Here is a 23,050-nt window from a genome sequence, read left to right as displayed (position 1 = left end):
CGGGCCGAGGGCGCGCCGAGTGAGCGGCGCAACTACCGGGCGCCGACGGGAAGTTCCTACATCGGCAGCCCCACCGCCCGTTCCCCGTTGCGGCGTTGTTGAATGACGACGGCGACGACGAGGAGGGCGCCCTGCGCGACGTTTTGCCAGAACGAGTTGACGCCGACGACGTTGAGGCCGTTCTCCAGCGCGCCGAGGAGGAAGACGGCCAGGAGTGTGCCGCCGACGCCGCCCTTGCCGCCCTTGAGGGCGCAACCACCCAGTGCGGCCGCCGTGATGGCCTTGAGCTCCAGGCCCTCACTGCCGGACGTGGGCTGGCCGGATCCGGTGCGCGCGGTCAGGATGACGCCGGCGATCGCCGCGACGACGCCGACGAGGGCGTACACGGACACCAGATACTTGTTGATGTTGATGCCCGCGAGGCGCGCGGCGGTGTCGTTGCCGCCGATCGCGTAGATGTTGCGGCCGATGTCGGTGTACTTGAGCAGGACGTGCACGGCGATGGCGACCACCGCCAACGTCCAGATCTGGACGGACAGTCCGAGGATCTTGCCGCGCGCGACGAAGATGAAGAAGTCGTCGCCGAGCACGTAGCCCTGGGCCCGGCCGCCCGCGAGGAGTTGGGCGACACCCTTGTACGCGGCGAGGGTGGCGAGAGTGGCGATGACGGGGTTGACCCGGCCGTACACGATGACGATCCCGTTGACCACGCCCGCCGCGATGCCGACCCCGATCGCGGCGAGGATGCCCAGGGCGGCGTTGCCGTCGGTGGAGGTGAAGGCCATCGCGCTGACGACGGAGGCGATGCCGGCCTGCGAGCCGACGGAGATGTCGAGCGCGCCGCAGATGATGACCACGGTCTGGACCACGGCGAGCAGACCGGTGACCGCGACCGTGTCGCCGATGACGGTCATGTTGGCCCGGGTCAGATAGCCGTCGTCGAGCCAGGTGAACGTGCCGACGACGACGATGAGCGCGCCGATGAGGCTGGTGTTCTGTGCGCCGACGGCGCCGGCGACCCGGCGGGGCAGCGCGCGGGCATGGGCGCCGCCGGTGGATGTGGCGGGCATCGGCGGCGGTGCGTCGGTCGTGGTGGTCATGTCGGGTTCCCCTGGGTAGGTTCGGCGAGGTCGAATGCCATGGCGAGGGCGAGGACGGCCTCCTCGTCGGCGTCGGCGCGGTCGAGTTCGCCGGTGATCCTGCCGTTTTGCATCACGACGATGCGGTCCGCGAGGCCGAGTACCTCGGGCAGTTCGGAGGAGATGACGAGGATGGCGACGCCGGCCGCGGCCAACTCGTCGATCAGGCGGTAGATTTCGGCCTTGGCGCCGATGTCGATGCCGCGTGTGGGCTCGTCCAGGATCAGGATCTCGGGCCGGCGGGCGAGCCAGCGGGCGAGTACGACCTTCTGCTGGTTGCCGCCGGACAGTTTGCGTACCTCGTGGTCGAGGGACGGGGTTCGTATTTCGAGGCGGTCGACGAACTCCCGGGCGAGGCGCCGTTCGCGGCGCGCGCCGACGAAGCGGAAGCGGCGCAGCCGGTCGAGGACCGCGACGCCGATGTTGTAGCGAACCGAGCCGGTCAGGAACAGTGCCTGCGCCTTGCGCTCCTCGGGTGCGTAGCCGATGCCCGCGCGCACCGCGTCGCGGGGCATGCGCAGGCGCAGCGGCCGGCCGTCGACGCGTATCTCGCCGGAGCGGATCGGCACGTCGCCGACCAGTGCGGCGGCGAGTTCGGATCGACCGGCGCCGACCAGCCCGGCCAGGGCGACGACTTCGCCCTCGCGGACGTCGAGGTGTATATGCGAGACGTCGTCGGTACCGACGTCGCGCACCTCCAGGACGACCCGGTCGCGTGCACTGCGGTTGCGGGCGAACAGCGCCGACAGGTCGCGGCCGACCATCAGGCGTACCACCTCGCCCTCGTCGGTGCGTGCGGCGTCGCGGATGCCGGCCAATTCGCCGTCGCGCAGGACCGCGACGCGGTCGGCGAGGCGGAAGATCTCCTGCATGCGGTGCGAGACGTAGACGATGGCCAACCCCCGGTCGCGCAGGCGCCGAATGAGGCCGAAGAGCGTTTCCACCTCGTGTTCGGACAGCGACGAGGTCGGCTCGTCGAAGGCCAGCACGGCGGCCTCGGTGGTGAGGGCGCGCAGGATCTCGACGAGTTGGCGCTGCGCGGGGGACAGCCGCGAGCCGAGGGTTTCGGGGGCGATGGCGTGTGCGAATCCCAGGCGTTCCAGGTCGGAGCGCATACGCCGGTACAGGGTGGCGCGGTCGAGGAGGCGGCCCGGTTTGCGGGGCAGCGCGCCGATGTAGACGTTCTCCGCGACGCTGACGTGCGGGACGATCTCGGGTTCCTGGGGGATGACGCGGATGCCGTGCCGGCGGGCGTCGGCGGGGCTGTGCAGTACGCGAGGGATGCCGGCGACGAGGACCCGGCCGCGGCCGGGTCGATGGTCGCCGTTGATGATTTTGATGAGGGTGGACTTGCCGGCGCCGTTCTCCCCCATGAGCGCGGTGACGGTGCCGCGGGGGAAGTCCAGCGTGATGCCCCGCAGGGCGTGGACTCCGGCGAAGTCCTTGTGGATGTCCTCGACGGCGAGCGCTGGGCCCGGCAGGTCGGGGGATGGGTTCTTCGTCATGGCTGGACCTCGAGGGCGTCTCGGGAGGTCGCGGCGGCCCGTGGGGGGCGCCGGGTCGCCGCGACCCGGTCAGGGGCGACGACGGGCGGGACGGCGCGGTTGCACGTCGGGCCCGCTCACGTGCACTTGAGGCCGGATTGTTGCCAGTCGGCGGGGTCGACCATCTTCGTCGTCGCGAACGCCTCGGCGGGGAAGGGTTTTCCGTTTTTGAGCCGATCGACCATGGTCTGTACGGCGAGGCCGCCGACCTCGTAGCCGTTGATGAACAGCGCGGCCTTCATCCCGCTCGGCTTGCCGGAACCCCAGTCCTTGCACGCCAGATAGCCGCCCAGTCCCACGCCGATCACGTCGGCGGCGCCGTAGCCGCCGTTTTGCAGCGCGGTGACCGCGCCGGTGACGTTCTCGTCGTTGCAGCCCCACACGATCCAGTGCTTCACCGAGCGATTGCCGCTCATCGTGGCCGCCGTCTTGTTCTGCGCGTCGGGAGGGGTGTTGTCGGTGCCGACCTTGAGCACCTTGATGTCCGCGCCGGTCGCCTGCTTGAAGGCTTCGCGGGCAGCGTCGACCCGGTCGGTGCACACGGTCACGTCCTGTTTCCAGGCGGCGATGATCGCGGTGTCGGCGGGATTCCAGCCCGACTTCTTGAATTCGTCGGCGGCGCGCCCGCCCACCTGGGTGCCCATCTGGGGGCCGCTGAAGCCCACGCGCGGGACGAGTTTGTCCTTGGCGCACTTGGTCGGGTCGGGGCCGGTGAGGCAGATCTGGTCGTCGGACGCGAGCAGGGGCGCGCCGCCCTTGCCGGCGATGTCGACGACCTGCGGTCCCACGGCGGGATCGGGCACGACGATCACGACGCCGTTGTATTTCTGGGCAATTGCCGCCTGGACCTCGCTGACAGCCTTGTTGGTGTCGTTGCCGAGGTTGACGACCTTGAGATCGACGCCGAGTTCCTTGGCCTTGGCGCGGGCGCCGTCCGCTTCGTCGACGAAGTACTGCTGGTCGCCCTGCTTTTGCAGATAAGCGATCTTGATCGTGCCGGATAACGAAGCCGGCGGGCCCGAAGGCGAGCCGGAGCCGGCGTTGTCGTCCTTGCCGGACGAACATGCGGTGAGCGTCGCGGCGAATGCGAACGCCGCCACCATCGCGGCCGCCCGCCGGGTGCGTCTGCGGTGCGTCATGATCAGCCCCTGTGAAGGTCGGCGGCCTGCGAGGACCGCGGGGGAGTGCCGTGACCTGCGGAAGAGCGGGATGTGCTGGTAATGGAAACGTCGATCTTGAAATCGAACACGGTATGCGCCGTATTCACTCGTAACGCGACTCACATATCTAGCAGTTCAAACATTAACCAACAAGCCCCGATTTGGTAAAACTCCTGCCGGGATCGCTCCTCACGTGCGGGAATGGCCGTGCGCACGCGAGTATTTCCCGATGCCGAAGCCGGGTGTGATAAACGAACACTGCTATGTTGGAAATTGTTGGACATCCAGGGGCGGGAGGATCGGGGATGTTGGCACGGCAGCGACAAAACACGATCTTGGAGATGATCGCCGATCAAGGATCCGTCCGGGTCGCCACGCTGGTGCGGAAATTCGGCGTCTCGGACATGACGATTCGACGCGACCTCGAGGTGCTGGCCGGGCAGGGACTGATCGCCAAGGTGCACGGCGGCGCGACCTCGCGGGACGGCAGCTCGACCGAGGAACCGGGGTTCGTCCGCAAGTCCGGACTCCAGGCCGCGGAGAAGGAGGCGATCGCCCGCCGCGCCGCCGCGATGGTCGCGCCCAACAGCGCCATCGCGCTGTCCGCGGGGACGACGACCTGGACACTGGCCCGGCAACTCGTCGACGTCCCGGGACTGACCGTGGTCACCAACTCGATTCCGGTCGCGGACGTCTTCCACCAATCGGGCCGCTCCGACCAGACCGTGGTGATCGTGGGTGGCGTACGTACACCCTCGGACGCGCTGGTGGGCCCGGTCGCGGTCGCGGCCCTGCGCAGCCTCAACGTCGACATGCTCATGCTGGGTGTACACGGCATCAGCCCGCGCGTCGGATTCACCACGCCCAACCTCCTGGAGGCGGAGACGAATCACGCCCTCGTACGCGCGGCCCGCCGCCTGGTCGTGGTCGCCGACCACACCAAGTGGGGCCTGATCGGGATCAGTACGATCGCCCAACTCGGCGACGCCGACACGCTGATCACGGACACGGGTGTGCCCCAGGAGGCGCGCGAGCAACTGGGCGAGCACATCGAGGACCTCGTCGTGGTCGACCCGGTCGAGCCCGCCTCCCCCTGACGGGGCATCACGCGAGCGCTGCCCTATGCGGGGTCGGTGCGCGGTGCCGGTGGCGCGGCCGGGTCCTGCGCCGGGAGCAGGGCGATGCCCGACCTGAGCCGCACGGCGCCCGGCAGATCCAGGCCGCATCGGCGACTGGCGACGACCGCCTCCTGCATGGCCAGCGTGCCGGTGGTCGTACAGGTGCCGCAGCGCAGCGATTCGAGGCGGGCCCGGCGGACGACCGCCAGCATGCCCTCGACGTCGAACGCGACGGTGAGGCGGAGGTCCAGGGTGCCGACCCGGACGCCGTCGACCTTCAGGTCCACACAGGGACGATGCGTGGACGTGACCCGGTGGGTGGCCAGCGCGACGACCTCCTCCGTGTCCGGTGCGGCCCGAGTACGTCGCGCCGCCGCGACGAGCGCGCCGTGCTTGACCCATCCGGCGGCCAGCAGGTCGACGAGATCCATGCTCAGGAAGCCGTCGACCATCGAGGCGACCTCACGCTCGACGGTCCGCCCGGCATCGTCCGTGAGGCCCCGGGCGCCGCGGCCGAGCATCGCGGCGACCTCGTGGTCGTGAGCCGCGTCGACGAGCGTTTCCGCGGCGGCTTCACCGTCGCCACCGAACAGCAGTTCGCGTACGGATGTGGGAAGCGGCACGGTGTCGGTCATGGATCCACTTCCTTGATGGTCTGTTCCCCGGGGTCCGAGCGCGGTTCCAGCCGCACCGTTCGGCTCGTTCCGCCCGTGTCCGCGACGTCCTGCACCCCGTCGGATACGAGCCCCGATCGCATGACGGCGCGGAAGTGCCGACGTGTCCAGCGTGGTCCGCGCCCCCGGCGGAAGACGCCCACGTAGCCCACGAGGGCCACCACCAGGAACACGCCGGCCGCCACCGACCCGATCATCCAGCCCGAACTCGCGCCGGCACCGGTGCCCGGCACCGCGGTCGCCGACGACGAAGTACCGGTCGCGGTCGGCCGGGACGAGCCGGGTCCGACGCCCGTGCCGACCCCGAAGGAGGCGGAGGCGTCGCCGCCGCCACATCGCGCCGAAACCTTGTGGGCCCCCTTCGACGCGTCCTTCGGAACCACGAGCCGGACGCTGAAGCCGCCCCCCTTCGGGGCCGCCGGCACATCGCGGGCGGCGATCGCGGCACCGTCCCACAGGACGTCGACCCGGGACCCGGGACCACACGCCGGGAAGCCCGACCCGGTGACCGTCACCGTCGTACCGGCGCCACCCGTCGCGGGGGCCAGGACCAGAGCGGGCCGCGATCGGGGGTCGGGGGTGGTCGGGGGCGTGGTCCGGCCGGACGGCGGCGCGCTCTTCGAAGGCGGTGGCGTCGTCGTCCCCTGAGGACGCGGCACCACGGGGGAGGGGCTGTACGGCGGATAGGTGACCGGTGGCGGTGGCGGCGGAGGGGGTGGCGGTGGCGGTGGTGGAGGTGGAGGCGGCGGAGGGGGTGGCGCCGGTGGCGGGTTCGGTGCCACGTGGGCGTGCGCGAAACCCGGCAGCGCCACGACTGCGGCCCCGACGCCGAGCAGGGCACCCAACAACCCCGAGACCACGACGACTCGCCTGCTCCGCCCGGTCCCCGGGCGTCGGGTGGGATCCTCGGACTCCTTCACCGCCGATGCCGATCCTTCCGCGTGTCCGCGACCCGAGAGCAGGCTCGCGACTCGATCGGGGCCGTACGAAAGCGCGTTCCGGTACGCGACGCACCGGCGCGACTCCCGTCCAGCCAAACATGGGCCCGCACGCATCGCATCCGGATACGCCGGTATGGCGGAGCGCCGGATCTCTTCGGGTGAGTGGCGGGCGCTCGGGCCTCGATATATGCGATGTTCAAATGTCTGACGTTTGTATGTATGCTCTTTCCATGAAGCGCATCAGTACACCGCAACGGTCCGCGAGCCTGGCCTCGCAGCTCGTGGACAGCCTTCGTTCGCACATCGAGGCGGGGGGATGGCCCGTGGGCACCCGAATCCCGCCGGAGCAGGCCCTCATGGAGGAGCTGGGGGTCGGCCGCAGCACGCTGCGGGAGGCACTCGGCGCGCTCGTGCACCTGGGCCTGCTGGAAGCCCGGGTCGGGGACGGCACCTACGTCCGCGCGTCGAGTGAGCTCCAGTCGGTCATGGTGCGGCGGGCGGGTTCCGCGCAGCGGGACAACGTGCTCGAACTGCGCACCGTCCTGGAGGAGTACGCCTCGGGAGCCGCCGCGCTGCGCCGCACCGAGGAGCAACTGGGCCAACTCAGGGAGCTGTTGGCCGACGCCGACGCGGCCTGCGCCGGGGCGGACGTGACCGCGGCCGGGAACGTCGACGCGCTGTTCCATCGGGCCGTCGTCCGGGCGAGCGGAAACGACCTGCTGATCGAGGTGTACGACCATCTCGGTACGGCCCTCACCGCCCACCTCGGCGGCCTGTCCTGGGACGCCGCCGGCGCCGAGAAGCACGCGGGACTGCACCGGCGGCTCGTCGACGCGATCGAGGCCCGGGACGAGAGCGGCGCCCGCGACGCGGCGGCGGCGATCGTCGGGCTCACCCGCGACCACGAGGCCGAGGTGTCCCGAACGGCGGAGGCGAGGTGAACCCGCGGTCGTCGACGGCCCGCCCGCTCACCCCCTCGACATCGCCGGCCCCCGACCGGACCCTGCCCGCCGTGTCGATCGGGCTCGTCGTCGCGATCTGCCTCGTGGCGGCGAACCTGCGCACGAGTCTCACCGGCGTCGGCACCCTGCTGCCGGCGATCGAGCACGGCAGCGGCCTGACCGCGAGCTGGGGCGGCCTGCTGAGCACCCTCCCGCTGCTGACCTTCGCCGCGACATCGCCGCTGGTGGCCCGGGCCTCGCACCGGTTCGGCAGCGCGCGCCTGCTGGTGGCCGCCCTCGGCGCGCTGACCGTCGGCACCGTGGTCCGCTCGTTGCCCTCGGTGATCTGCCTGTTCGCCGGCACCGTGATCCTGTCCGCGGCCATCGCGTTCGGCAATGTGCTGCTGCCCGCGCTGATCAGGCGCAGCGTGCCCGCGCACCGCATTCAGGGCGTCAGTGCCCTCTACATCACGGTCATGGGCGTCACGGCCGCGGTCTCCTCCGGGATCTCCGCGCCGCTTTCGCACACCCTGCCGGGTTCCTGGCACACCGCTCTGGCCTGGGGCGTCGCGTTCAGCGTCGCGGCGTTCTTCGTCTGGCTGCCCCGGATGCGGGGGGACAAGCCGCAGACCGACGCCGGCGTGACCCGCAGTCCGGTCCCCTGGCGGTCGCGACTCGCCTGGCAGGTCAGCATGTTCATGGGCCTGCAGTCCCTGGCCTTCTACACCGCCGTCGCGTGGCTGCCCAGCATCTTGATCCACCATGGCGCCGGCAGCACCACGGCCGGATGGATGCTCTTCTACTACCAGCTGATGTCACTGGCCTCCGGCAGTCTCCTGCCCCTGTTCACCCGGGGCCGGCGCGACCAACGCCGGACCGCGGCCGGGGGGTCGATCGTGCTGGCCGCCGGCTTCGTGGTGTTGCTGTGCGCGCCCGCGCTGTCCGTCGTCGCGTGCACCCTGCTCGGCCTGGGCGGAGGCGTGTGCCTCGTCCTCGCACTCACCTTTCAGAGCCAACGCGCCGGCAGCGCCGGCGAGGTCGCCGCGTTGGCGGGCATGGCGCAGTCGATCGGCTACCTGGTGGCCGCGTCGGGGCCGCTCCTCCTCGGCATCCTGCACGACGCCACGAACAGTTGGACCCTGCCGCTCGTGGTCCTGATCGTGCTCTGCGTCGCGATGGCGGGTGCCGGGTACGGCGCGGGCCGGGATCGCCAAGTGCGGTACTCCGCTCGTTGACCGCGCGCATGCACGTGCGCTTCGGACGCGGCGCGCACGCCCCCGGCCGGGGGCGTGATCACCCTCCTTCGAGTTCAGCGCGCACCGTGGCGGCGATGCGGGTGAGCGCGGCGCCGAGATGGCGGCGTTGAGCGGTGCCGAGGGGATCGAACACGAGCCGCTTCACCTGTGCGACGTGTTCCGGCGCGCTCGCGACGAGCTTTTGCCTGCCGGCGTCGGTCAGGGTGGCGAGGGTGTACCGGCCGTCGCCGGGGTCGGGCCGGCGGACGACCCAGTCGCGCGCCTCGAAGCGGTCCATCGCCTTCGACAGGCGCGGTTGCGTGCTGTCGCATTCCCGGGCCAGGTCGCTGAGCCGCATCGTGACCTCGTCGGCCATGGACAGTCGGGCGAGCACGCCGTACTCGAAGTTGGAGATGCCCGAGTCTCGTTGCAGTTGCCGATCGAGGGCCGCCGGGAGTGCGATCACGACCGTGAGCAGGGCCTGCCACACGTCCTGCTGGTCCTCGTCGAGCCATGGTGACTGGGTGTCCATGTATCCCGCGGCCGACGTGCCGGTCGTGCAGCTCTCGATGCCTGGCCTCGATCCCGGCGCGCTGTCCGAACTCGGGGCGCTTTTGCGGCCGTTGCGTGCGGAGGGTGTGCTGATTCTCGGCTCGGGATTCATGACGCACAGCTTCGCCGTCTTCCACCGCCCGGAACTCGCCGCCGAAACCGCGGCCTTCGACGCCTGGGCGGTCGACGCACTCGCCGGGGGCGACGTCGACGCGCTCGTCGACTACCGCGACAAGGCCCCCGGCGCCGCGGTCGCCCACCCGACGGCCGAGCACTTCGTGCCGTTGCTGCTCACGGTCGGCGCCGCGGCCGATCCGGGGAGTGCCGTGAGTGCGATCGATCGTGTGGTGATGGGCAACTCGACCCGGTCCGTGCAGCTGAACTGACGGCCGACGGCGCGATGCGTTGCGGCTGCTCCTCTTGCCTCCCCTTGCTCTCCCTCATCGATATATATCGGAGGAAAGTGTCATGAAGGCAATACGTTTCCACGAGTTCGGCGGCAGTGAAGTCCTGCGCTACGAGGATGTCGAGCACCCGATCCCGGGCCCCGGGCAGGTGCGGGTGCGGGTCGCGGCCACGTCGTTCAACCCGGTCGACGACCACATCCGCGCGGGTGTGTTGGCCGAGATGATCCCGATCAGCCTTCCGTATGTGCCCGGGATCGACCTGGCGGGCACCGTCGCCGAACTCGGCGCGGACGTGCGAGGGTTCGCGGTCGGCGACCGGGTCGTGGCGATGTTGCCGCTCGACTGTGCCGGTGGTGCCGCCGAGTATGTGCTCGTGCCGGCCGAGTCCCTGGCCCCCGCGCCTCGCACGGTGGACCTGGTCGACGGCGCGGCGCTGCCGCTGAGCGGTCTGGCGGCCTGGCAGACGGTGTTCGAGCTCGCCGAGGTGAAGCCGGGGCAGAGCGTACTGGTCAACGGGGCGGGCGGCGCGGTGGGCAGCCTCGTGGTGCAGCTCGCGGTCGATGCGGGAGCGATTGTCACGGCGGTGGACGCGCCGCACAATGCGGAGCGGCTTCGGGGCTACGGTGCGGACCGGGTCGTCGGTCCCCTCGATCTTGCCGAGGGGCCCGCGGCCGTGGGTGGTCCGTTCCACGTCGTGGTCAACCATGTACGGGTCTCGCCGCAGGAGCTCGCGCGGTTGTCGGACTACGTCGCCGACGGTGGGGTCGCGGCCAGTACGGCCGGGCCGATTCCCGAGGATCCCGCCCGGTCGGTGCGCAGCGCGAGCCTGTGGGTCCGCAGTGACGCCGCCCAGCCGGCCGAGCTGGTGGCGAAGGTGGATGCCGGCAGCCTACGGCTCCACATCGCGTCCCGCCGCATGGTGGCGGAGTTGGCCGCGGTGCACGAGGACGCCGGTGCCGGGCGGCTGCCGGGGAAGACGGTTGTGATCGTTCCCTGATTCGGGTCGAGGCGGCCCGACGTGATCCGACGTGCCCTGACCCGGCCGGTGAGGAGCGGAGTGTCAGCCCAGTTGGGTGTAGCGGGTCAGGGCCGTGCGGAAGGAAGTCGGGTGTACGGCCAGGGGGTCGGTGTAGGGGTTGCGGAGTTGCAGGACGAACAGGACGGCGAAGGCGATGATCGCGCCGACGAAGGCCAGGGCGGTCGTGTGGCGGCGGTCCGCGGTCGGGCCGACCAGGGCCGGGAAGACGATCGCGAACACGCCGGTGACGATCATGGCGACCGGGAGCACGATCGGGTTGATCGAGGACGGGTCGGCGAGGCGGGCGTGGCGTTTGACGTACAGGTCGGCCACCGCCGCCTCGGTGTCGGCGGTCCGGTCGTGCGCCGTGGCGGCGAGGGCGGCGACGCGGGAGGCGATCAGGTCGAGTTGGCGCCACGCGCGCGGGGTGTCGTGCCCGTCGGCCAGTGCCGGCCACTCCTGGTCGATCACCGTGTGGGTGTAGTCGCGCAGTCCGGCGCGCACGGCCTCGCGATCGGAGGGCGGGAGGGCGCCGGCCGCCGCGTAGGTCTTGGTCAGCACCCGGGCCTCGTCGCTCGCGTGTTGGCGGACCGTGGCCTGGAGTTCCCACGCGCCGACGATCTGAAAGCTCGTCAGGAGCACGAAGGAGGACAACACGGCGCCGCCGCAGAAGGACAACAGTTGACCGTCGGTTCCGCTCGACCTCGTCTTCTCGCCGCGGCTCAGGAGCACGAGGGCTCCCGCCGCGACGCCGGCGCCGAGCAGGGCGGCGAGGATCCACAGGATCACGGGCGCACTCCGCGTCGGCTCAGGCCCGGCAGCAGCGCGGCGAGGGCGGCGGGGAGGATCGATACGACGAGGGCCGGGGCGAACCCGTCGGCGAAGCCCGAGGGTGTGGCGTTGTCGTCGGGCGGCGCGGCGGCGCGTCGCGAGGGCCGGGACGCGGGTGGTGGTTCGGCAGCGGGCGCCCGGGTGTTCGGCGGCTCCGGGGTGGGGGCCGCCCCGATGGGGGCTTCGGCGGGGGCGTTGGCGCCGGCGGGCGTGGCGGGAGGCGGCGCTCCGGTCCGGATCGGTGCGGCCGGGGCCCGTTCGGTCGACGGCGGGTGGGCGCTCGGTGGCCGGGACGGCCGGGACGAGGGCGGCGGTGTGGCCGGCCGGCTCGGGCACCCGCATCCGGGTCGTACGGTCACCGCGACGTCGTCGCCGATCCGGACCGAGGTCACCACCCCCGGCTGGTACACGACGTGCACCCGGCCGGCGTGCACCTCTGTGCGCGTCGTGCCGGGCGCAGTCCCGTCGGGTGGTCGGTCGTCGGCCGACACGGTCACCGCGACGGCGTCGCCGGCCGAGGCCCCGAACGCCGCACCGCCCGCGGCCAGGACCGGCAGGCAGGCACACACCACCACCAGACACCGAGCCGCACATCGAGGGTTGCCCATGACATCAGAGTGACGACGCCGCCTCGACTCACTACGACAAACCCCATCGAAACCCCACTTTCGAGTGACATGCCGCGAAGACCCGCCCCCACCTACGCCCCACCTCGCCCGAAACCGGCCGACCGCATCGCTGTCACGACCCTTCGCAGGGGGGAAACGGGTCTGCTTTCAGGGGACTTGCCTTGTGGGTGAGGGGTGGGTCGGGGTTGGGGTGGGCGGAGGCGGCGGGGGATAGTGTCGCTATGCGTGTTGCTCTCATGACGTCGGGTTCCCAGGGTGATGTCGCTCCGTTCACCGGGCTGGGGGCCGGGCTTGTTGCCGCCGGGCACAAGGTGACCCTTGTGACGCACGGGCGGTTCGAGCCGTTGGTGGCGGATACGGGGATGCGGTTCCATGCGTTGCCGATCGATCCGCAGGAGCAGATGCACTCGGAGCAGGGCAGGGCGCTGCATCGCAGCAACACCGGTGCGGGGAAGCTGATTCGGGTGCTCGCGCTGGCCCGGTCGTTGGCGTGCGAGATGGCCGACGGTCTGGTCGAGGCCGCGCAGGGGCACGACGTGATCGTGGCGTCGGCGTCACTGGCGCCGGCGGCGTGCACGATCGCCCTGGGGTTGGGGGTGCCGTGCGCGGGGGCCTATCTGCAACCACTGCACCCCACACGGGAGTTCGCACCGGCGATGGTGTCGGAACGCTCTTTGGGCGGGGTGGGCAATCGGCTGGCCGCGCGTGCCGTCGACGTTGCTCTCGACCGGGTCTACACCGATGTGACCCGCGACCTCCGCAAACGCCTGGGACTGCCGGCGGCCGGCCCGACCACGGCGCGCCGGGCGCGGGAGCGTCGAGGCTGGTCGGTGGCGTACGGGTACAGCCCGATCGTCGTGCGGCGGCCCGCGGACTGGCGTCCGGGGTTGGATCCGGTCGGGTATTGGTGGCCGTACGACGCGCGCGAACTGCCTGCGACTGTCGAGGATTTCCTCCGGGCCGGTCCGCCGCCGGTGTTCGTCGGCCTGGGCAGCGCCACCGTTCCCGATCCCGGACGGGTCAGTGAGCAGGTGGTACGCGCGTTGCGCGCCGCGGGTCTGCGCGGGATCGTGCAGCGGGGGTGGGCCGATCTCGGCGCCACGGGCGACGACATGCTCACCATCGACGACGTCCCCCACCACCTGCTGTTCCCCCGCGTGGCCGCGGTCGTCCACCACGCCGGGGCCGGCACCGCCGCCGCCGGGCTGCGTGCGGGCGTGCCGAGCGTACCCGTGCCGATCCAGCTCGACGGCGCCTTCTGGAGCGATCGGCTCGTGCGACTCGGTGTCGCACCGGGCGCGGTACCGCTGCGCCGGCTCTCGGCGGACCGGCTTCGGGTGGCCCTCGTCGCGGCCACGGGCCAACCGCGCTACCGCGACCGCGCCGGTGCGATCGCCGCGCGGCTCGCCGTGGAGGACTCCATCGCACCCGTCGAGGCGTTGGTGGACCGGCTCGCGGGCAGCGGCGGGGGCGGTCGCCGCGGTTGACGGCGCTCGGTCGTCGTCCCGTGCCCCTCCCGACACCACGAGGTGCTTCCGCGGGCCCGCCGGGGCGGTGCCGGCCGGCACTGGTCGACTTGGGTCCGTGAGTACCGACGTTTGGCAAGTGGACGATCTCGACCTCGGCGGCTATCTCGGGCGGCTCGGTCTCCCGGCGAGGGCGCCGGGGCGGGAGGCGTTGGACGAGTTGCACGAGGCGCATGTCCGCACGTTCACGTTCGACGACATCGACGTGTTCCTCGGGCAGCCCGGCGGGGTGGATCTGGCGGCCGTGCAGGAGAAGTTCGTGGGCCGGGGGCGGGGCGGCCACTGCTTCGAGCACTCGACGCTCTTCGCGGCCGCGCTGGAGCCGCTGGGCTACCACGTGGTCCGCCGGCTCGGGCGGGTCGGCGATCCGGCCGACGGCAGTCTGCAGGGCCGGACCCACATGGCCGTCGAGGTCGCCCTGGACGGAAACGGCTGCTGTGCGACCCGGGGTTCGGGATGAGCGTGCTGCGCCCGATGCCGGTGGCGCACGGCGCGCAGGACGACCACCTCGGTTGGCGCTACCGCATCGACCGCGAGGACGAGGTGTGGCGGATGCGCCGTTGGCGCGACGGCGGCCGGCAGATGATGCACTCCGTCGACGAACTGCTCGTGCTGCCCGTCGATGTCGAGATCGCCCACTACTACACGAGCACCCATCCGACGTCGCACTTCAAGCGCACCCTGATGATCACCCGCCACCTGCCCGACCGGCACGTCACCGTCACCCACGCCGCGCTCACGGTGCGCCGCACCGACGCGCCCACCGAGCACCGCCCGCTCCGCGACGGCGAACTCGCCGACTGGCTGCGCGTACTGGAGGTCCCGCTCACACCGGACGAGGAGCAACGCCTGCTCACTCGCGCCGCCGAGGAGGACACGCGCCGGCGGCGTTCGTCGGCGCGTGGCTTGTCGGTTGGGGCGCGTAGCGTTCGGGGTGTCGGGGGTGGGCCTCGAATTCGCGGAGCCGTGAGGGGAATTCATGTATCGCCAGGGTGACATTCTGCTGCTTCCCGTCGACGAGGGCGCGGTGCCCGTCGGGGTGACCGGATTGCCGGCCAAGCCGCGCGACGGGCGTGGTCGGATCGTGCTCGCGCTGGGTGAGGTCACCGGACACGCACACGCCGTCGTGGGGGCCGGCACGTTGTTCCTGGACCCGGAGCCGACCACCATCGGCCACCTCAAGCTCGACGCGCCGACCCGGCTCGTGCACGAGGAGCACGCGACGATCTCGCTGCCCAAGGGCTGGTACAAGGTGGTCCGCCAGCGCGAATACATCCCGGGCGCCGTCCGCATCATCGCGGACTGACCCCCACGCCCCGACCGCCGACCCGCCACTTCCCCGGGAGCCTTCCGTGACCGCCGCCCCGACCGTTTTCCCGCAGCTCACGCTCGCGCACCGGGCGAGCCTCGCCGAGTCCGCCGACGCGTGGGCCGAGGTCGCCGCAGCCGCGCGGCCCGCCGATCGGGACGCCGCCGAGCGCGGTATCCGGGACGCCTACCGGGCCGCCGGACTGGCCGAACCCGGCAAGATCCTGTGGTACGACTCTCCGCTCGCCGCCGCCGTGGCCGCGACCGTGGTGTCCGGCGCGTTCAAGCCGCAGGAACTCGCCGCGCTGCGGCTGCCCGTGCGCGCCCCCATGGCATCGCGCGCCGGGGCGAGCGTGCGCGACCGGATCCGGTCGGCGAGTTGGGAACGCGCCCGGACCGACGCGGTCGCGCTGCTCGGGCACACCGGCTGGGCGCAGGCGTGGGGCGAGATCGCGGAACGCCTGTGGGACCCGACCACGAGCCTGTCCGCGCGCATCCGCGACGGCATCGAGGAGGCCGTGCTGTCCGCGACCGGCACCGACCGCGGCCCGGCCCGGCGGGGCACGGTCACCCCGACGGCTCCCGTGGCCCGAGAGGCCCGCGCCGCGACGCTCGACGCGCTCGGCGGACAGCACGACGCCGCGTGGCTCGCCGCGTTCGACGGCCTGCGGCGGTGCTTCCCGCGACTGGACGACTCCCCGTCGGCGGCGGCGCTGGACGCGGTCGCCGAGGTCGCGCGGTCCGCGGGCTGGTGGTGGCCGTACGAGAACGTCGTCCTGGTCGCCGAACGCCCCACCGTGCTGCACCGCGACGAGTCCGCGCGCCTGCACAACGGCGAGGGCGCCGCGCTGGCCTTCCCCGACGGCTTCGCGCTGCACGCGTGGCGCGGCATGCCCGTGCCGGCCGACTTCGTGACCACCCTCGGCCCGGCCGGCGGTGCGCTGAACGCCCAGCGGATCCGCGACGAGGACAACGCCGAACTCCGCCGCGTGATGCTGGAGATCTACGGCTACGACCGATACCTCGCCGAGGTCGGCGCCCGCCCGCTGCACCGCGACGAGACCGGCGTGTTGTGGCGTATCGAACTGCCCGGCGACGAGCCGATCGTGATGGTCGAGGTGCTCAACTCCACGCCCGAGCCCGACGGTTCGGTCCGCGTCTACTGGCTGCGCGTGCCGCCGACCACGCGCACCGCCCGCGCCGGCGTCGCCTGGACCTTCGGCCTGACCGAACAGGAATACCGCCCGGCCCGGGAGACCTGAGCCGCCGACGCGGCGACAGGCAGCGGAATCAAGCGAGTTCCGCTCCGGCACCGGTTGGTCGGGCCGGGTCGCCGTCCGGGCGCGGTTCGGTGCCGTACCCCGCCGGAATGCGCTCCAGGATCCCGCCCGCGAAGACGTCGTACAGCGGCAGCGCGTCCATGTGCACGTAGCCGATGTGGCAGTCGCACAGCGGGCGCGGGCACGGGCGGCGCCCCAGGGCCGCGCGGAACGAGCCGTCGTAGAGGTTGCCCAGCACCTCGGGGACGAAGTGGCAACGACGCACCATGCCGTCGCCGTCGACGCTGACCACCGTGTCCCCGGTCCGGCAGGCCGCGCCCGCCGAGACGTGGGCGTGCCGGCTGAAGCCGAAGTGCGGGTCGAGGTCGGTCCATGCCGCGGCCTCGGCGTCGGTGTACGTGCGGCCCTCGGCGGCGTTCACCCACAGGTACACCTCGGTCGGCAGGTCGCCACGCAACCTCCGGGCGGCGGCCAGGTGTTCGGGCAGCCCGACGATCCCGACGGCGAAGCGCACGCCGCGCGCGCGGAGTTCGCGGCAACGATCGAGAAAGCGCTCGTACCGGACCTGGTCCGGGTGGTACGTCCCCCACAGCGCCAACCGCCGCAGGTCCGCCGCCTCGGTCCACGACGGCCGGGCACCCAGGTTGGTCTGCACGGCGACGCGGTCGACGTTCGGCAGGTGGGTCAACTCGGCGAGGGTACGCCGATACCAGGGCCGGACCAGCGCCTCGCCCCACGGCGTGAACAACACCGAGATCCGCTCCGGGGCCGCCGCGATCCAGCCCGCGAAGCGCGCCAACGCCTCGCGGTCGGCCAGGAGTCGCGCCCGCGAGTCGCGGCGTTTGGCGAACGGGCAGTAGCCGCAGTCGTAGTCGCAGGAGGCGAGCGGCCCGCGATACAGGATCGTCAACGGCCGCGCGGCGTCCCGGGTCGAGGCGAGGGAGAGCGACAGCGGCACGCTCACCGCGCCCGATACCCGTCCATGAGCGCCGCCGTGGCCGAGGAGAACAGCGCCGGGCCGATGGCGTCGGACCAGCCCAGGCCGTCCTCGGTGAGCACGACGCGATCCGCGTCGACGCTCAACAGGCCGCCGTCGGCCAGGGGTTCCAGCTCCCGGGCGAAGTCCGCGACGGCGTCGGAATCGAACCGGGCGCGGTACTCGGCGACGTCCAGGCCGTCGGCCTGGAGCAGCGAGGTCAGCAGGTACCGGCGTCGTTGCTCGGCCGCGTCGAGGCGGTAGCCGAACCGCGCTCGGGAGAAGGCGTCCCGGTCCAGGGCCACGTACTCGTCGATGATGCCGCGGACCTCGCCCACGTTCACCGCGTAGTCGAACGAATAGTGCAGCTCGCTCGTGTACGATCTGGCCCCGCAGCCAAGGCCCACCATCCCGTCGCGCTGGCACCGGTACCCGGTGTCCGCGTCGGCCGGGGCACCGGGACGGCGGAACATCCGCATCGACACCTGCTCGTATCCGGCCGCGCGCAGGTGGTCGCGGCCCGCGCGATAGAGCGCGAGCCGGTCGTCGTCCCAGTCGGCGCGCGAGACGGCGCGTCGACCCAGGCCCGTGAGCGGGCGCACGTACAGCGGGTACAGGTAGATCTCCTCGGGCCGCCAGGCGAGCGCCGCGTCGAGGGAGCCGAGCCAACTGGCGGGCGTCTGGCCGTCGATGCCGTAGATCAGGTCGATGTTCAGTGTCGGGACGGCCGCCTCGCGGATCGCGGTGAGCGCCGCCTCGACCTCGGCGCGCTTCTGCGGCCGTCCGGCGGCCCTGGCCTCCGCGTCGAGGAACGACTGCACGCCGATGCTCACCCGGGTCGTGCCGTGCGCGGCCAGGACCGCGAGCCGGTCGGGCGTCGCGGTCGCCGGCGAGGTCTCCACGGACAGCGGCATGGATCCGAACTCGGCGCCCATCACCTCGGCGGCGATGCGGAACATCCGGGTCAGCTCGGCGGCTTCCAGGTAGGTCGGCGTGCCGCCGCCGATCGCCCCGACCGCGAACCGCGCGTCGGGCACGGCCTCGCGTACCGCGTGCGCCTGCCGCTCCAGTGCGTCCAGGTAGCGCGCCACCAACTCGTGCGGCGCGCCGGTACGAGTGAACAGGTTGCAGAACCCGCAGCGCATCTCGCAGAACGGTATGTGCAGGTACAGGAACAGCGCGGACAGATCCTGCCCCGCCCACACCTCGCGCAACGCGGGCGCGGGTTCGAGCGGCCGGTAGGCGGTCTTGTGCGGGTACGAGTAGACGTATCCGGTGTACGGCGACCCGATGGCCACGGACGGGGCCTCGGCGGCGGTCGGGGCCATGGACGGGTACCTCCGGACGTGCGACGGGTGGTGCTGCGAACCCCGCGAGCCTAGCGCGCGTCTTCAGACCCCCGCCGAGCTCCACGACGCCCGGCACCGCACCTCGCCGCCCCGGAAAAACAGGCGAATAGAACCACTATGCACCTGCTTCTCCGGCACGCCGATGCACGGCACCGAACGCCGCGGAGCCCGACGGGGGTCTGAAGACACGCGCTAGGCGGCGGGCCCGACACGATGGGCACCCGGGCCCGACACCGCCGCCGGCCGGGCCCGTTCCGGTCGTCCCGGAGCCGCGCTCACCACTGGCCGGGGGCGAGGGTGAAGTGGGCGTACGGGACCGTCCACACCACCTCGTGGCCGAGCCGATGGCCCGTGTAGCCGTCCTCGCCGTAGGCCGTGCCGTGGTCGGACGTGACGATCGCGAAGCACGGACGGCGGCTGCTCATCGTCCGGAACAGCCGGCCGATGTGCCGGTCCACGTACTCCAGCGCCGCGGCGTGCGTTTCCCGGGTGTCGCCGTCGGCCGGGTCGGCGCCCGCCAGGTGGAACCAGTTCGGCTGGTGCAGCGCCGAGACGTTGACCAGCAGGAACAGCCTCCGGTCGGGGTCCAGCGCGCCCACCACCCGCTCGGCGCACGCGACCTGGGCCTCGAACGAGGTGGGCGAGGCGACGCCGAGTTCCGGATCCCAGTGGCTCTCCGCGAACATGTCGGGCAACACCGAGCCGAGCGCGCCCCGCTTGTTGAAGAACCCGACGCCGCCGATACAGGCCGTGTGGTAGCCGGCCCCGGCCAGTGCGGTCGGCAGGTCCGCGTCGTCGAAGACCCACGTGTGCGGCGCGGTCGACTCGCTCCCGCCGAACCGGGCGGCGAACAACCGCGGATGCGGCCCCTGGCCCACCGGCGTCGGCAGGAAGCCGGCGAGGAAGGCGGTGTGCGCGGCGAACGTGAAGCTCCCCGGCGTGTGCCGGCGCTCCCACCGGCCGTCCGGGAGCACCCGCGCCAGGTTGGGCAGGCGCCCCGCCGCGACGAGTTCGGCGGCGACGTCGTAGCGCAGCGTGTCCAGGGTCACCATCAGCAGGTCGTGCCGGCCGACGACGGCGTTCATGTCCGCGGGCGCGGATCGGCCGCCGTGATTCCCGGGGTCGGGTGATGGTGGTGTCGTCATCTCGGACACGGAACTCGATCCTCGTCTCGTGGCGCCGCCCCGGTGGATCCGGCCGGCCGCCAACCCGCCACCAGGGCGTGGACCTGTTCCCCCCACGTGTCCCGACCCTGATGCAGCACACCCGGCAGCAGGTCCCCGAACGCGTTGACCTCGCCCACGGCGTGCCGGCGCCGGTCCACCGCGAACAGCAGGTCGACGCCGACGTGCAGCGTACGGGGGAAACACCCGGCCGCCCGGACGCAGGTCGCCATCGCCCGCGCCCACGCGTCCTCCCCGACCGCGCCGCGCACCGCCGCGACGTCGCCGCGCGCGTTGCCCAGGTGCAGGTTCGTCATCGGCGACCGGCTCGACCGGGCCACGACGTGCGTGGCCCGCCCCGCGACGACCAGGACGCGCAGATCGGTCGCGCGCCCGTCCAGGGTCAGCTTCGGCAACCACGCCTCGACGTGCAGGCCGCCCGCGTCGCAGTCCCCGCCGAGCGCGTCCACGAGCGCCGCGATATCGGCCTCGTCCCGATATCTGCTGATCCGCAGCGAGTTGTACAGGGCGACGCCGCCCGCCTCGCGCACGAGTTCGACGGACGTCGTCGCCTGGACGCGCGTCGTCCCGTGCGTCTCCAGGGCCACCACACCGGACGCCGACGACCCGTGCGGCGGCTTGACGAACACCCGAGGACAGCGCGCGTCGGCCATCCGCCGCCGCAGATCGGCGTAGGACCGCACCGGCGCCGCCCCGGGCCCGGTCAGCGCGCGCGGCAGCGCAACGCCGCGCGCCGCCAACACCGCGTGCGCCCGGCGCTTGTCGAACATCACCGCGATCTCCCCGGCGTCGTTCACCGACCACGCCCCCGGGGAGGCCGCCACGGCGGCCTCGATCCGCCCGAGGGCGGCGACGAACGCGGCATGCCGGGCGCTGCCGCCCTCGACCCGGAACGGGTCGGCGGGCGCGCCGCTCAGCAGCGTGTGCACGTCCGCGTCCTCGCCCGGCGAGTCGATCCGCACCGGCCCGGCGGCGAAGGCGAGCGGCTCCCGGGTGAGGACATCGCGCCAGGCGACCAGCCGCGGCTCCGGCAGCCCCGCAGCTTCGGCCGCCGCCGCGAACCCGGCCATGCGGCGGTGGCCGGGATTGCCCACGACGGTGACGGCCGGACGCTCGCTCACGCCGCCACTCCCGCGCGGCGGGTCATTCGGAGACCTCGACATAGCGGCCCGAGCCCCAGTCCCGCAGTTCCTCGGCGCGGTCGATGTCGACGGTGACCCCGTGCGGGCCAAGCGTCTCGCGCAGGCGCGCGGCCATCGTCTCGGACACGAAGTGGTGGTTGATGCGCAGCGTCTTCAGGTGGGTGAGCGGCTGACCCGCGAGCAGTGCCTCGACGCCCTCGTCGCCCAGGGTCCCCATCGACAGGTCGAGGGATTCCAGACGGGCGGTCAGCGGCGCGGCGGCCACGGCCGCGGCCACGGCGTCCTGGATCTCACTGTTCATCAGGCCGAGCCGGCGCAGCGCCGGGACGCGTACGCCGGACAACAACTCCGCGAGGTCGTCGACGGTCGCGGTGCCGTCGTACTGGCTTACGCCCAGCCAGAGTTCCAGGTTCTCCAGCGCCGGGAGGTCGCAGAGGCCGATGGCGCCGACGAGGCGTGCGGACAGGCCGCCGCTCTCGAACCGCAGGGCACGCAGCGCGTCGTGCCGCAGCGGCTCCAGCGCCGGCGCGACATCCGGGTTGCCGTCGAAGGCGCCGCCCCGCACGACGAGTTCTTCGAGCCGCGGGTATGCGTGCAGCACCGGAGTGAGGGTGCCGATGTTCATCCACGAGATCTCGGACTCCTCCTGGACGACGTCGCCGAGGAACAGGTGACGCAGATTCGGGAATCGGTCCGCGTGCTCCACCAGGAGCCCGAGCGCGGGACTCTCGGCGGACAGGTCGTCGGTCCAGCATCCACACAGCAGCGCGGTGACCCGGGTGGTGTCCACGGTGTCGAGGAAGTACCGGAAGTCCTTCTCGAATTCGGCCTCCTCGTGTTCCCACGGGTCCACCCGGATTCGCCAGGCGACGGCGTCCGGCGGGTCGCCCGGCGTGATCGACGTCGCGGTGGAGTCGAGGGGCCGCAGGTCGGCGACGGGGAGGCCGCCGAAGTGTGAGGTGAACTCGTAGAGTGACATGTGCTGTTCCTGGCTTCCGGGCGGGTTCGAACGGCCGGGCGGCGGAGTGCCTTCGGCCGGAGGGCGGTGTGCGGGGCGAGCGGGTCGCTCACTCGGCGACGGCGATGCGGGTCGCTTACTCGGCGACGGCGATGTAGCGCCAGGCCTCCTCGCCGTCGTCGTCGGGCTGCTGCGGGTCGCCGAGGTCGAGCCTGAGGCCGGGTGTCGCGAGGGCCGCGGTGAGTCGCTCCTGCATGGCGGGGGTGATGAAGTGGTGGCTGAGGTCGAGCACCCGCAGGTGTCCGAGGGGCTGGCCGAGGAGCAGCGCCTCGGCGCCCTCGTTGCCCAACGCGCCCATGGACAGGTCGAGTTCGGTCAGCCGCCCGAGGACGGGGGACGCCGAGACCGCCGCCGCGACCTCGTCCTGGATCTCGCTGTTCATCAGGCCCAGCCGAGTGAGCGCGGGCAGGCCGCCGGCGCGCAGGATGCCCTCGATGTCGCGGACGGTCGCGTCGCCGCCGTACTCGTCGGTGCCCAACCACAGCTCCAGCGTGCGCAGCGCCGGGAAGGTGCTCGCGCCGACCGCGCGCACCACGCGCGCGGGGAGCCCGCCCGTGCGGAACTCCAGGTGCCGCAGGCTCTCGTGCCGCACGGGCTCCAGCACGAGGTCCTGGCCGCCCTGGACGATCAGCGTCTCCAACCGGGGAAACGTCTCGAACAGCGGCGTGATGTCCGACTGGAGGATCCACGAGATCTCGTTCTCCTCCTGCGCGATGTCGCCGAAGTAGAGGTGGCGCAGCGCGGGCAGCCGGTCGGCGGCGTCGACGAGCGCGCGCACCGCCTCCGTCGAGTCCTCACCCGGCTCCCACATGCCGACCAGCAGGGCGGTGACCCGCGTGGTGTCGACGGTGTCGAGGAAACGCGCGACGTGCTCGGTGAACTTCTCCGTGCTCCGATACCCCTCGATCCGCAACCGCCACGCCGCGTCGGCCGCCGCGGGGAGCGGCTTCGCGTTCCGCGCCGCCGCGTTCTCGGCTCGCGTGGCCTTGGGATTTGCCGACGGGTGGAGCTCGGCTATGGGCAGTCCGGCGAACCGCTCGTCGCCGTCGTAGTTCGACATGGGCCATGCCTACCAGAG

The 23,050-nt window shown here is 72.2% G+C and carries 22 protein-coding genes and 1 pseudogene; 9 read left to right on the top strand and 14 right to left on the bottom strand.

What is annotated here, in order from left to right:
* Positions 1 to 56 precede the first annotated feature (56 nt).
* The 3 genes from ACFXKZ_RS19935 to ACFXKZ_RS19925 form a co-directional block, all read right to left on the bottom strand.
* The gene (locus tag ACFXKZ_RS19935) at positions 57 to 1,100 is read right to left on the bottom strand and encodes an ABC transporter permease (RefSeq protein ID WP_380002201.1); all 1,044 of its coding nucleotides are present in this window, start codon (positions 1,098 to 1,100) and stop codon (positions 57 to 59) included.
* Complete coding sequence (locus tag ACFXKZ_RS19930) at positions 1,097 to 2,644, bottom strand: sugar ABC transporter ATP-binding protein (protein WP_380002200.1); 1,548 nt, start codon at positions 2,642 to 2,644, stop codon at positions 1,097 to 1,099. Before ACFXKZ_RS19930 ends, ACFXKZ_RS19935 begins: the two co-directional genes overlap by 4 nt.
* Positions 2,645 to 2,760: 116 nt before the next feature.
* Positions 2,761 to 3,786: a substrate-binding domain-containing protein gene (locus ACFXKZ_RS19925; protein ID WP_380002199.1), complete on the bottom strand. Its 1,026-nt coding sequence runs from the start codon at positions 3,784 to 3,786 to the stop codon at positions 2,761 to 2,763.
* Between the two features lie 398 nt (positions 3,787 to 4,184).
* Between ACFXKZ_RS19925 and ACFXKZ_RS19920 the strand changes: the two genes are divergently transcribed.
* Positions 4,185 to 4,940 carry a DeoR/GlpR family DNA-binding transcription regulator gene (locus tag ACFXKZ_RS19920; RefSeq protein WP_380002197.1) on the top strand — a complete coding sequence of 252 codons (756 nt, stop codon included), beginning with the start codon at positions 4,185 to 4,187 and terminating at the stop codon, positions 4,938 to 4,940.
* A gap of 23 nt (positions 4,941 to 4,963) precedes the next feature.
* Here ACFXKZ_RS19920 and ACFXKZ_RS19915 read toward each other — a convergent pair whose 3' ends face one another.
* Positions 4,964 to 5,596 (bottom strand): hypothetical protein, encoded by a 633-nt coding sequence (locus ACFXKZ_RS19915; RefSeq protein WP_380002195.1) that lies wholly within the window; start codon positions 5,594 to 5,596, stop codon positions 4,964 to 4,966.
* Positions 5,593 to 6,018 carry a hypothetical protein gene (locus ACFXKZ_RS19910; protein WP_380002193.1) on the bottom strand — a complete coding sequence of 142 codons (426 nt, stop codon included), beginning with the start codon at positions 6,016 to 6,018 and terminating at the stop codon, positions 5,593 to 5,595. The genes ACFXKZ_RS19915 and ACFXKZ_RS19910 overlap by 4 nt, the downstream gene beginning before the upstream one ends.
* Positions 6,019 to 6,806: 788 nt before the next feature.
* Between ACFXKZ_RS19910 and ACFXKZ_RS19905 the strand changes: the two genes are divergently transcribed.
* Together ACFXKZ_RS19905 and ACFXKZ_RS19900 are read left to right on the top strand one after the other, a co-directional pair.
* Positions 6,807 to 7,517, top strand: coding sequence for a FadR/GntR family transcriptional regulator (locus ACFXKZ_RS19905; RefSeq protein WP_380002191.1), 711 nt, complete (start codon positions 6,807 to 6,809; stop codon positions 7,515 to 7,517).
* A 71-nt stretch (positions 7,518 to 7,588) separates the two neighbouring features.
* The gene (locus tag ACFXKZ_RS19900) at positions 7,589 to 8,752 is read left to right on the top strand and encodes a CynX/NimT family MFS transporter (RefSeq protein ID WP_380002189.1); all 1,164 of its coding nucleotides are present in this window, start codon (positions 7,589 to 7,591) and stop codon (positions 8,750 to 8,752) included.
* A gap of 58 nt (positions 8,753 to 8,810) precedes the next feature.
* On the opposite strand, the gene ACFXKZ_RS19895 is transcribed toward ACFXKZ_RS19900, so the two are convergent.
* Positions 8,811 to 9,284 carry a MarR family winged helix-turn-helix transcriptional regulator gene (locus ACFXKZ_RS19895; RefSeq protein WP_380002187.1) on the bottom strand — a complete coding sequence of 158 codons (474 nt, stop codon included), beginning with the start codon at positions 9,282 to 9,284 and terminating at the stop codon, positions 8,811 to 8,813.
* Here ACFXKZ_RS19895 and ACFXKZ_RS19890 point away from each other — a divergent pair.
* A complete protein-coding gene (locus ACFXKZ_RS19890; RefSeq protein ID WP_380002650.1) occupies positions 9,283 to 9,690 on the top strand; it encodes a DODA-type extradiol aromatic ring-opening family dioxygenase in 408 nt (135 codons plus the stop codon). The two genes, ACFXKZ_RS19895 and ACFXKZ_RS19890, sit on opposite strands and share 2 nt — an antisense overlap.
* 82 nt (positions 9,691 to 9,772) lie before the next feature.
* Entirely contained in the window at positions 9,773 to 10,708 is a 936-nt protein-coding gene (locus ACFXKZ_RS19885) for an NADP-dependent oxidoreductase (RefSeq protein WP_380002184.1), read from the top strand.
* Between the two features lie 63 nt (positions 10,709 to 10,771).
* On the opposite strand, the gene ACFXKZ_RS19880 is transcribed toward ACFXKZ_RS19885, so the two are convergent.
* The gene (locus ACFXKZ_RS19880) at positions 10,772 to 11,518 is read right to left on the bottom strand and encodes a hypothetical protein (protein ID WP_380002182.1); all 747 of its coding nucleotides are present in this window, start codon (positions 11,516 to 11,518) and stop codon (positions 10,772 to 10,774) included.
* Positions 11,515 to 12,168 (bottom strand): hypothetical protein, encoded by a 654-nt coding sequence (locus tag ACFXKZ_RS19875; protein WP_380002180.1) that lies wholly within the window; start codon positions 12,166 to 12,168, stop codon positions 11,515 to 11,517. Before ACFXKZ_RS19875 ends, ACFXKZ_RS19880 begins: the two co-directional genes overlap by 4 nt.
* A gap of 242 nt (positions 12,169 to 12,410) precedes the next feature.
* Here ACFXKZ_RS19875 and ACFXKZ_RS19870 point away from each other — a divergent pair, with 242 nt between their 5' ends.
* From ACFXKZ_RS19870 to ACFXKZ_RS19855, 4 genes and pseudogenes are all read left to right on the top strand, one after another.
* Complete coding sequence (locus tag ACFXKZ_RS19870; RefSeq protein ID WP_380002178.1) at positions 12,411 to 13,676, top strand: glycosyltransferase; 1,266 nt, start codon at positions 12,411 to 12,413, stop codon at positions 13,674 to 13,676.
* Positions 13,576 to 14,711: pseudogene (locus ACFXKZ_RS19865) on the top strand (arylamine N-acetyltransferase). Before ACFXKZ_RS19870 ends, ACFXKZ_RS19865 begins: the two are co-directional and overlap by 101 nt.
* Positions 14,695 to 15,021 (top strand): hypothetical protein, encoded by a 327-nt coding sequence (locus tag ACFXKZ_RS19860; protein ID WP_126637880.1) that lies wholly within the window; start codon positions 14,695 to 14,697, stop codon positions 15,019 to 15,021. The pseudogene ACFXKZ_RS19865 and the gene ACFXKZ_RS19860 overlap by 17 nt, the downstream one beginning before the upstream one ends.
* 46 nt (positions 15,022 to 15,067) lie before the next feature.
* Positions 15,068 to 16,285, top strand: coding sequence for a DUF6745 domain-containing protein (locus tag ACFXKZ_RS19855; protein ID WP_380002176.1), 1,218 nt, complete (start codon positions 15,068 to 15,070; stop codon positions 16,283 to 16,285).
* A gap of 28 nt (positions 16,286 to 16,313) precedes the next feature.
* Here the strand turns inward: ACFXKZ_RS19855 and ACFXKZ_RS19850 are convergent, their stop codons facing one another.
* The 6 genes from ACFXKZ_RS19850 to ACFXKZ_RS19825 all read right to left on the bottom strand — a co-directional run bounded on the left by ACFXKZ_RS19850 (position 16,314) and on the right by ACFXKZ_RS19825 (position 23,032).
* Positions 16,314 to 17,267, bottom strand: coding sequence for an STM4011 family radical SAM protein (locus tag ACFXKZ_RS19850; RefSeq protein WP_380002174.1), 954 nt, complete (start codon positions 17,265 to 17,267; stop codon positions 16,314 to 16,316).
* The gene (locus ACFXKZ_RS19845; protein WP_380002172.1) at positions 17,264 to 18,607 is read right to left on the bottom strand and encodes an STM4012 family radical SAM protein; all 1,344 of its coding nucleotides are present in this window, start codon (positions 18,605 to 18,607) and stop codon (positions 17,264 to 17,266) included. The genes ACFXKZ_RS19850 and ACFXKZ_RS19845 overlap by 4 nt, the downstream gene beginning before the upstream one ends.
* A 296-nt stretch (positions 18,608 to 18,903) precedes the next feature.
* Positions 18,904 to 19,713, bottom strand: coding sequence for an STM4013/SEN3800 family hydrolase (locus ACFXKZ_RS19840; RefSeq protein ID WP_380002649.1), 810 nt, complete (start codon positions 19,711 to 19,713; stop codon positions 18,904 to 18,906).
* A gap of 56 nt (positions 19,714 to 19,769) precedes the next feature.
* Positions 19,770 to 20,975: an STM4014 family protein gene (locus ACFXKZ_RS19835; protein WP_380002170.1), complete on the bottom strand. Its 1,206-nt coding sequence runs from the start codon at positions 20,973 to 20,975 to the stop codon at positions 19,770 to 19,772.
* Entirely contained in the window at positions 20,956 to 21,933 is a 978-nt protein-coding gene (locus tag ACFXKZ_RS19830; RefSeq protein WP_380002168.1) for an STM4015 family protein, read from the bottom strand. Before ACFXKZ_RS19830 ends, ACFXKZ_RS19835 begins: the two co-directional genes overlap by 20 nt.
* Positions 21,934 to 22,048: 115 nt before the next feature.
* Positions 22,049 to 23,032 carry an STM4015 family protein gene (locus tag ACFXKZ_RS19825; RefSeq protein WP_380002166.1) on the bottom strand — a complete coding sequence of 328 codons (984 nt, stop codon included), beginning with the start codon at positions 23,030 to 23,032 and terminating at the stop codon, positions 22,049 to 22,051.
* Positions 23,033 to 23,050: the final 18 nt, after the last annotated feature.

The organism is Embleya sp. NPDC059237, from assembly GCF_042754105.1.
GTDB lineage: Bacteria > Actinomycetota > Actinomycetes > Streptomycetales > Streptomycetaceae > Embleya.
The sequence above is the reverse complement of the archived record's forward strand: the minus strand, read 5'-3'. Positions and strand labels throughout refer to the sequence as shown.